General features: G+C 41.5%; 10 protein-coding genes and 2 pseudogenes. All 12 read right to left on the bottom strand.

Annotation, left to right across the window (positions count from 1 at the left end; translation table 11 throughout):
- Positions 1-13: 13 nt before the first annotated feature.
- A complete protein-coding gene (locus tag AYJ55_RS22530; RefSeq protein ID WP_245677540.1) occupies positions 14-370 on the bottom strand; it encodes a lysozyme in 357 nt (118 codons plus the stop codon).
- The gene (locus tag AYJ55_RS22535; protein ID WP_342668195.1) at positions 330-1817 is read right to left on the bottom strand and encodes an HP1 family phage holin; all 1488 of its coding nucleotides are present in this window, start codon (positions 1815-1817) and stop codon (positions 330-332) included. Before AYJ55_RS22535 ends, AYJ55_RS22530 begins: the two co-directional genes overlap by 41 nt.
- Before the next feature lie 162 nt (positions 1818-1979).
- Positions 1980-2579: a hypothetical protein gene (locus AYJ55_RS22540; RefSeq protein WP_063657649.1), complete on the bottom strand. Its 600-nt coding sequence runs from the start codon at positions 2577-2579 to the stop codon at positions 1980-1982.
- 260 nt (positions 2580-2839) lie between these two features.
- Positions 2840-3832 (bottom strand): tyrosine-type recombinase/integrase, encoded by a 993-nt coding sequence (locus AYJ55_RS22545; RefSeq protein WP_063657707.1) that lies wholly within the window; start codon positions 3830-3832, stop codon positions 2840-2842.
- 6 nt (positions 3833-3838) lie between these two features.
- Entirely contained in the window at positions 3839-4036 is a 198-nt protein-coding gene (locus AYJ55_RS22550) for a hypothetical protein (RefSeq protein WP_063657645.1), read from the bottom strand.
- Positions 4033-4605 (bottom strand): hypothetical protein, encoded by a 573-nt coding sequence (locus AYJ55_RS22555; RefSeq protein WP_063657676.1) that lies wholly within the window; start codon positions 4603-4605, stop codon positions 4033-4035. The genes AYJ55_RS22550 and AYJ55_RS22555 overlap by 4 nt, the downstream gene beginning before the upstream one ends.
- A 170-nt stretch (positions 4606-4775) precedes the next feature.
- A pseudogene (locus AYJ55_RS22560) lies at positions 4776-5224 on the bottom strand (lysis protein).
- Positions 5191-5676: a lysozyme gene (locus AYJ55_RS22565; RefSeq protein WP_063657599.1), complete on the bottom strand. Its 486-nt coding sequence runs from the start codon at positions 5674-5676 to the stop codon at positions 5191-5193. Before AYJ55_RS22565 ends, AYJ55_RS22560 begins: the two are co-directional and overlap by 34 nt.
- Positions 5636-7081 (bottom strand): annotated as a pseudogene (locus tag AYJ55_RS34075) (HP1 family phage holin). Before AYJ55_RS34075 ends, AYJ55_RS22565 begins: the two are co-directional and overlap by 41 nt.
- A 163-nt stretch (positions 7082-7244) precedes the next feature.
- Entirely contained in the window at positions 7245-7556 is a 312-nt protein-coding gene (locus tag AYJ55_RS22575; RefSeq protein WP_063658003.1) for a hypothetical protein, read from the bottom strand.
- 161 nt (positions 7557-7717) lie between these two features.
- Entirely contained in the window at positions 7718-7843 is a 126-nt protein-coding gene (locus AYJ55_RS34980) for a hypothetical protein (protein WP_281181220.1), read from the bottom strand.
- A gap of 259 nt (positions 7844-8102) precedes the next feature.
- Positions 8103-9012, bottom strand: a 910-nt coding sequence (locus AYJ55_RS22580) for a tyrosine-type recombinase/integrase (protein WP_063658005.1), incomplete at its 5' end; no start/stop codon positions are given.

The raw sequence follows: 9012 nt of genomic DNA on the forward strand, positions 1-9012 counted from the left end.
TGCCCCTTTTCGGTCATTGTTGTTGAGACTTTTTGAGCAAGGTCGATTTGGCAAAATTACCCACGCCCACGTTATAAGCAAATGAGTAAAGGGCTGCCTGTGTTAGCGTGTTGATATTGACCTTAATCAACGGGTCAACATAACGTTTAACGGCTTTTAAATCGTCATTAAGCCACTTATCGCAGTCTTCTTGCGTGTACATCCGGTTACGCACAATATCCTTGCCTGTATGACCATAACAAACAGAGAGTACACCACCTCCATCGAAGTAAGGTTTAAATTTTAATCCTTCAAAATGCGTTATCATCGTTGAGGCTAAAAACAACGCACTACCGCCCGTTGCCATCAATATTTTTTTCGGTATCTTCATACTGACGTTCCTTGAGTCTGTACTCCTTTTTGCGGTAGTACACGTTGATAAAAAATGTCCCTATCGTGCAGACAATACCCATCACAGCTACCCACTGCTCAAGGGTAAAAAAATCAAAAATCGTTGTCATGACTCCCCCGAGGGTGGTCATGATGCCCCACCAGGCTTGCGCCTTAATATTCGCGAACATATCTTTATTGGTTTTTCCCGCCACATATTTTGCGTCAGGTTTAAAGACAGCCCCACCCGCGTTGAATCCGGTTGCGGTGATATGACATGTCCGTCGTAGATGCGCTTTCACCCCTGCCCCTACCCCGATGGAGTCATAGATGATTTCATCGGCATGGACTTCCTCAGCATAGTTTTTGACTCGGTTTGCTGAGCTGATCACGTCGCCTTTACTCCACTGCTGGCAATCCGTGACAACCGATCCGTGTACAAACGTGAGGGCGTTGCTGTCATCGCCCTCATCTGCAACGTCAAAACCGAGTCGTTTAGCCCCCGTTGTCAAAAACCCCAGTTTGATATGGGCATCAATGGCCGCCTGTACCCATTCGGCGGGAATTAAGATACCTTCAACAGACGCCTGATAGTTCAAATCCAGTTCCTGCGCCACAATGACCGGATTATCGATTTTCAGGCACTCTTTTTCGTACCATTGTTCATCTTTACGGGGGTCATTGCGCCAGTGAAAGGTAAACACCGGAATACGTCCACTGTGGCGTTTTTGGGCAAAAGGATTGTCCATCCCATTAACCGAACTTAAGTCAATGCGGCAGCGGGTAGTTTGCGATAGGGCAGCATCAATCAATAGCGGACGAGGCAAAAAGGCGGCTTCGTCGACGAAATAGAGTGTCGTCCGGTCACCCCGTCCAATATTGTCCCCCGCTTCACCCTTGATAATGGCGCCGGTGTTTGGAAAATTGACCCGCATATAAGGCGCGTGTTTTTTCGCTACCCAGCCTCCCCGAAACTCTTGCGGTAAAGTTTCAATAAACTTACGGGCTTTCCAGAACAACGCTTTCGGGTCACCGGTGCTGTCAACATACTCTTCTTTGCGGGAGCCAAAGCCAATTACCATCTCTTTATTAAAGAGACATAAAGCGCATGCGAGTGCAATTGACGTCCAGCTTAAGCCCATTTCGCGGCTTTTTTCGGTAATACCGTTTTCACGTCCTTTCCAGCGTGTCATTATCCAGTCAATCCATGCTTCCTGTTTCGGGAACAGCAAAAAAGGAATAGTCACCGGTAACCCGTAATCGACATTTCGTGGGTCTGTCGTCATGCCCCAGTCAATAATAAACTGCGCGGGATTATCCTTATAAAATCGGGTTAATCGTTTAAAACTTTCCGGCTGCTGGCGTAACCGTTGTAGACGCTCATCGCGCCACTCAAATACCTTAAAATAATCTGGTTTTTTAAAGTCAAAAGGAAAAGGTAACGGCATAGGAATTTGTCCGGAAAAAAGCGACTCAAAAAAATATTTTGCACATAAACGTGTACATAAAAATACAAAAAATGGGGTTAAACTCATATAATCAATTGATATTAAATAAATATTTAAATTTAATATCATTTATAACATAAATAAGTAAGCGATTTTAACCCTTTACCCCATCAGTTTTTGGTACGCTTCTGCGGCCTCTTCTAAAGTCATTTCTCGAGTAATTGCATTTTGCGGTAGTATATCTTCTGGTATAGGGCTACCTTGCAATTGCTTAATTTCCAGTAATAAGGTAGTTGGTATAGGAATGCCTTCTATCTCTAAAAATTGCGCGGCCTCTAGTGAAGTGATTTCGGCTGATTTTTTTCGCTCGAGTATCGATCTTAAGTATTCTTTTTGTTGATGCTTTTCATCGTTAAAGAAGACTTCATTGATCCCCATCTTTTTGTAAACGGCAATATCATTGTGACTAGGCAATACTTCTTCTATCGTTGTCGTTTCGCCGTCTGCCGTGGTTTTAATAATTTTGCGTTTTCGGATTTTGGTGTTTTGCCTTGCTGTTTCTGCTAGCTCTTTTTTCAAAATGTCGGCCGCATGATGAAAAGCATGATCAAATTCGTAATAATCCTTTCGCCAATTTCTAATCGTTTTTTCATCCACATGCAGCCATTTTGCAATGAAATGATTTGATACTTTGCCTTTCACCAAAGACAGGTTGATCACGTCATCAATATACGCTTTTTTATATTTAGCTTTCCCTGACATGACAACCTCTTTTTAACCTTTGTGCAACATTCGTAAAATTAGCCATTTTGGGTGCGGACTTATTTTGCGGAAGTATGCGAAAAAAATCCCTCTTCATGCGTTGTTATTATTAGGTTTTCCAATTTTTCAAAATGCGGAAGTATGACTGCGGAATTATGCGTTTTTGGCTATTCTGTAATTTTTTACCTGAATCCCTTTGATGTAAAGCAATTAAGGTTTTAACCCCATTTACCTTAATGATTAAAAAATGAACGCAAATGTTAAAAATTTAACTCAAAAATTGACCCTGAAAATCGACCGTAAATATTTGAGGTGGTCTCAATGTTTTTATGACCCAGCATTTTAGAAATAACATGAATATCATTCCGTTTTTTGATAAGACGTACCGCTGCAAAATGCCGTAAGTTATGAAATTTCCCAATCCTGAATTTTTCCAGTAATTCCTTAACAATTCCTGTCGTACTGTAATTTAACGACAGTCTTTTCACTGATTGACTGACAATTAATGGTTCATGTAACCCAAACTTGTTTTTATCCAATAGCGACAATAACCCTTTTGGCATCGGTAACAATCGCTGAACGTCAGCTTTTAAGCCTTCAATAACACCGTTTCGTGTTACATGTTTTGAGATATTCAAATATTCCCCTTGAATATCGCTATAATCCAATGCCAATATTTCGCTTATCCGAAGCCCAATCACCGATGCCAAGATGAAGGCAATCTTTTCTCTGACGGGCGCTTCTTCAATCATCCTATCCACATTCTCAAACGCCGGAATGAAAATAGGCTTTTCCCCTTTTCTTTTCAATTTTGGAATTGGACTGACACCAACATTTCGCATTGCTTTCAGCAGCAAATAGGCAGAATGCAGATGTTTAAGCGTATTTTCCGGTAAACCGTTAAATTCACTCGGGCGAATATTCAACGCCATTTTTGCTTGCAACGTTTCGTCAATCGAAAACAAGGCATGTTTAATCGTATCGAGCGAACTTTGCCGTAAATGCCCCGTTTCACACTGAAAGACCTTTTTCCCCACATAAAACTGAATCAACTTGCGAAGATGCCAATCTCGGCATTGCTCTTTTTCTTTTGCCATCATCGCCAAAAATCGCTCAGATTCGCTCAGAAAAAGAAAATGGCAAGCAGCTTCCCGCGTTTTAAAGCTTTTATGAAATCGTCCTGCTGGATTTTCGTAATGCACACGAAAACCCTCGCTATCATGGCGAGTTTTGACTTGTTTAATTGAACTCATTTGCGATTATCGCTTTGTTGTTAACCTGGCCACAATTTTTGCTTGATTAAGACAATCTTCTATCATCTTGCCTCTTCTACTAGCTGGCTGTTTGCGATAATAGCGGATGGCTTCACGGGTGGCTAAGCTGGCGACAGAGGTAGAAAAGCCCAGCTTGATTAACTCGGCCTTAACATTGGCTTCGATGAATTGCTCAGGAGTCATCCTTCTAACCTCATGCTTCCACCAATTAAATCAAGGGGGATTTGAGATAACTCCATTACTGTTTTTTCAGCTTTTTTAAGAATGGGTAAATCATCTTGACGCTTACGTAATCGACGACCAGCATCCGAAGAGTCTTTATCAGACTCTTTTCTGGCTGTAGCAACAATATTTTGTAATTGCTCAATAGTAAAAGCTAATCCTTTATTTTCTTCCAACTCCGTCATGTAGTCATAGATTTTAGCCTGTAACTCATAGCTGTAACTCATTGCCATTAGACAGGCTTCACGTTTTGGAAATCGGTAAATTTTTCGAATAGACTGGGCACCGTTTCCAGTGGTGAAAATATCATCAGCTAAAAATTTAGCAGATGTTTCTCCAAGAACTTTGGGTACTTTTGCCATAAAATTATTGTGCTGTAACTTGCGATATTTTTTGCAAGGAAACGTTAATCTCTCTGCTTCCGCTTTTGATTTCCGCTCCGCATTAATATAGTCCACCATTTCCAGACTGGTCATTGTTGGCATTTCTGTTACTAAAAAATTGTCATTTTTAGTTGTTACTAATTTCATCGTACTTTTCCTTATAGAAAATCGAACCTGCGCGCACAGAACAGCCGCCCACAGAAAAGCACCATTTTAAACGGCGTTCTTCAGGCTCGACTTTCTATAAGGTTCTGTGTTTTATTGATGCGCGTGCGTGGCGCTGAGATTGTTAAGATTTGAACGTGCCAATGACCGATTCAGTGACACTGTGTTTTGATGTACTGCTGTAGATATTCCGTCTGCTTTTCGTTCTCAGCTATCATCGCTCTGAGACGGAAATAATCTTCTCGAGCTGCCTTACTAAGTTTGGGGTGGCTTCATTATGTCGGCTCTGGGTGGTAGCGGTTTTGGGTATTGGACACACGGCATTGACGTGCAACTGCTTAGTGCCAGCACGAACAGCATCATTGAGCTTAGCAATTTCAGCTTTGGCATTATTTAATTTCTCCGTGTGTTGAATATCGAGTTGGTGCAAAGAATCAATCTTTTGCTGCTGTAATTTCACGGCTTCAATTTGTGCGCGATATTGCTGTTTTAATGTTTGGTAGTTTTGCCTGATGGTTTGATAACGGGAGTTGATAAAAATAAGTGAGAGAATTAACCCTGCAATAATCACTCCGATAAATGAGTAAGGTCGCCATAACATATTACGCTCTCAATTTCCCGACGGGTAATTAGCCCTTTCCAGACTTCGCCTTTCACATAAACCCACCGCTTCATCTCATCACATGCCCCTTTTCGGTCATTGTTGTTGAGCTTTTTGAGCAAGGTCGATTTGGCAAAATTACCCACGCCCACGTTATAAGCAAATGAGTAAAGGGCTGCCTGTGTTAGCGTGTTGATATTGACCTTAATCAACGGGTCAACATAACGTTTAACGGCTTTTAAATCGTCATTAAGCCACTTATCGCAGTCTTCTTGCGTGTACATCCGGTTACGCACAATATCCTTGCCTGTATGACCATAACAAACAGAGAGTACACCACCTCCATCGAAGTAAGGTTTAAATTTTAATCCTTCAAAATGCGTTATCATCGTTGAGGCTAAAAACAACGCACTACCGCCCGTTGCCATCAATATTTTTTTCGGTATCTTCATACTGACGTTCCTTGAGTCTGTACTCCTTTTTGCGGTAGTACACGTTGATAAAAAATGTCCCTATCGTGCAGACAATACCCATCACAGCTACCCACTGCTCAAAAAAATGCGTCCCCCACCAGGCTTGCGCCTTAATATTCGCGAACATATCTTTATTGGTTTTTCCCGCCACATATTTTGCGTCAGGTTTAAAGACAGCCCCACCCGCGTTGAATCCGGTTGCGGTGATATGACATGTCCGTCGTAGATGCGCTTTCACCCCTGCCCCTACCCCGATGGAGTCATAGATGATTTCATCGGCATGGACTTCCTCAGCATAGTTTTTGACTCGGTTTGCTGAGCTGATCACGTCGCCTTTACTCCACTGCTGGCAATCCGTGACAACCGATCCGTGTACAAACGTGAGGGCGTTGCTGTCATCGCCCTCATCTGCAACGTCAAAACCGAGTCGTTTAGCCCCCGTTGTCAAAAACCCCAGTTTGATATGGGCATCAATGGCCGCCTGTACCCATTCGGCGGGAATTAAGATACCTTCAACAGACGCCTGATAGTTCAAATCCAGTTCCTGCGCCACAATGACCGGATTATCGATTTTCAGGCACTCTTTTTCGTACCATTTGTTCATCTTTACGGGGGTCATTGCGCCAGTGAAAGGTAAACACCGGAATACGTCCACTGTGGCGTTTTTGGGCAAAAGGATTGTCCATCCCATTAACCGAACTTAAGTCAATGCGGCAGCGGGTAGTTTGCGATAGGGCAGCATCAATCAATAGCGGACGAGGCAAAAAGGCGGCTTCGTCGACGAAATAGAGTGTCGTCCGGTCACCCCGTCCAATATTGTCCCCGCTTCACCCTTGATAATGGCGCCGGTGTTTGGAAAATTGACCCGCATATAAGGCGCGTGTTTTTTCGCTACCCAGCCTCCCCGAAACTCTTGCGGTAAAGTTTCAATAAACTTACGGGCTTTCCAGAACAACGCTTTCGGGTCACCGGTGCTGTCAACATACTCTTCTTTGCGGGAGCCAAAGCCAATTACCATCTCTTTATTAAAGAGACATAAAGCGCATGCGAGTGCAATTGACGTCCAGCTTAAGCCCATTTCGCGGCTTTTTTCGGTAATACCGTTTTCACGTCCTTTCCAGCGTGTCATTATCCAGTCAATCCATGCTTCCTGTTTCGGGAACAGCAAAAAAGGAATAGTCACCGGTAACCCGTAATCGACATTTCGTGGGTCTGTCGTCATGCCCCAGTCAATAATAAACTGCGCGGGATTATCCTTATAAAATCGGGTTAATCGTTTAAAACTTTCCGGCTGCTGGCGTAACCGTTGTAGACGCTCATCGCGCCACTCAAATACCTTAAAATAATCTGGTTTTTTAAAGTCAAAAGGAAAAGGTAACGGCATAGGGAATTTGTCCGGAAAAAAGCGACTCAAAAAAATATTTTGCACATAAACGTGTACATAAAAATACAAAAAATGGGGTTAAACTCCATATAATCAATTGATATTAAATAAATATTTAAATTTAATATCATTATAACATAAATAAGTAAGCGATTTTAACCCTTTACCCCATCAGTTTTTGGTACGCTTCTGCGGCCTCTTCTAAAGTCATTTCTCGAGTAATTGCATTTTGCGGTAGTATATCTTCTGGTATAGGGGCTACCTTGCAATTGCTTAATTTCCAGTAATAAGTAGTTGGTATAGGAATGCCTTCTATCTCTAAAAATTGCGCGGCCTCTAGTGAAGTGATTTCGGCTGATTTTTTTCGCTCGAGTATCGATCTTAAGTATTCTTTTTGTTGATGCTTTTCATCGTTAAAGAAGACTTCATTGATCCCCATCTTTTTGTAAACGGCAATATCATTGTGACTAGGCAATACTTCTTCTATCGTTGTCGTTTCGCCGTCTGCCGTGGTTTTAATAATTTTGCGTTTTCGGATTTTGGTGTTTGCCTTGCTGTTTCTGCTAGCTCTTTTTCAAAATGTCGGCCGCATGATGAAAAGCATGATCAAATTCGTAATAATCCTTTCGCCAATTTCTAATCGTTTTTTTCATCCACATGCAGCCATTTTGCAATGAAATGATTTGATACTTTGCCTTTCACCAAAGACAGGTTGATCACGTCATCAATATACGCTTTTTTATATTTAGCTTTCCCTGACATGACAACCTCTTTTTAACCTTTGTGCAACATTCGTAAATTAGCCATTTTGGGTGCGGACTTATTTTGCGGAAGTATGCGAAAAAAATCCCTCTTCATGCGTTGTTATTATTAGGTTTTCCAATTTTTCAAAATGCGGAAGTATGACTGCGGAATTATGCGTTTTTGGCTATTCTGTAATTTTTTACCTGAATCCCTTTGATGTAAAGCAATTAAGGTTTTAACCCCATTTACCTTAATGATTAAAAAATGAACGCAAATGTTAAAAATTTAACTCAAAAATTGACCCTGAAAATCGACCGTAAATATTTGAGGTGGTCTCAATGTTTTTATGACCCAGCATTTTAGAAATAACATGAATATCATTCCGTTTTTTGATAAGACGTACCGCTGCAAAATGCCGTAAGTTATGAAATTTCCCAATCCTGAATTTTTCCAGTAATTCCTTAACAATTCCTGTCGTACTGTAATTTAACGACAGTCTTTTCACTGATTGACTGACAATTAATGGTTCATGTAACCCAAACTTGTTTTTATCCAATAGCGACAATAACCCTTTTGGCATCGGTAACAATCGCTGAACGTCAGCTTTTAAGCCTTCAATAACACCGTTTCGTGTTACATGTTTTGAGATATTCAAATATTCCCCTTGAATATCGCTATAATCCAATGCCAATATTTCGCTTATCCGAAGCCCAATCACCGATGCCAAGATGAAGGCAATCTTTTCTCTGACGGGCGCTTCTTCAATCATCCTATCCACATTCTCAAACGCCGGAATGAAAATAGGCTTTTCCCCTTTTCTTTTCAATTTTGGAATTGGACTGACACCAACATTTCGCATTGCTTTCAGCAGCAAATAGGCAGAATGCAGATGTTTAAGCGTATTTTCCGGTAAACCGTTAAATTCACTCGGGCGAATATTCAACGCCATTTTTGCTTGCAACGTTTCGTCAATCGAAAACAAGGCATGTTTAATCGTATCGAGCGAACTTTGCCGTAAATGCCCCGTTTCACACTGAAAGACCTTTTTCCCCACATAAAACTGAATCAACTTGCGAAGATGCCAATCTCGGCATTGCTCTTTTTCTTTTGCCATCATCGCCAAAAATCGCTCAGATTCGCTCAGAAAAAGAAAATGGCAAGCAGCTTCCCGCGTTTTAAAGCTTTTA

The sequence above is a fragment of the Candidatus Arsenophonus triatominarum genome (genome assembly GCF_001640365.1).
Classification (GTDB): domain Bacteria; phylum Pseudomonadota; class Gammaproteobacteria; order Enterobacterales; family Enterobacteriaceae; genus Arsenophonus; species Arsenophonus triatominarum.

What these genes read in the sequence shown, in the direction of transcription:
- AYJ55_RS22555 (WP_063657676.1), bottom strand. Translation starts at nt 4,605, where the DNA reads ATGAAATTAGTAACAACTAAAAATGACAATTTTTTAGTAACAGAAATG.
- AYJ55_RS34980 (WP_281181220.1), bottom strand. Translation starts at nt 7,843, where the DNA reads ATGTCAGGGAAAGCTAAATATAAAAAAGCGTATATTGATGACGTGATC.
- AYJ55_RS22535 (WP_342668195.1), bottom strand. Translation starts at nt 1,817, where the DNA reads ATGCCGTTACCTTTTCCTTTTGACTTTAAAAAACCAGATTATTTTAAG.
- AYJ55_RS22540 (WP_063657649.1), bottom strand. Translation starts at nt 2,579, where the DNA reads ATGTCAGGGAAAGCTAAATATAAAAAAGCGTATATTGATGACGTGATC.
- AYJ55_RS22545 (WP_063657707.1), bottom strand. Translation starts at nt 3,832, where the DNA reads ATGAGTTCAATTAAACAAGTCAAAACTCGCCATGATAGCGAGGGTTTT.
- AYJ55_RS22530 (WP_245677540.1), bottom strand. Translation starts at nt 370, where the DNA reads ATGAAGATACCGAAAAAAATATTGATGGCAACGGGCGGTAGTGCGTTG.
- AYJ55_RS22565 (WP_063657599.1), bottom strand. Translation starts at nt 5,676, where the DNA reads ATGAAGATACCGAAAAAAATATTGATGGCAACGGGCGGTAGTGCGTTG.
- AYJ55_RS22550 (WP_063657645.1), bottom strand. Translation starts at nt 4,036, where the DNA reads ATGACTCCTGAGCAATTCATCGAAGCCAATGTTAAGGCCGAGTTAATC.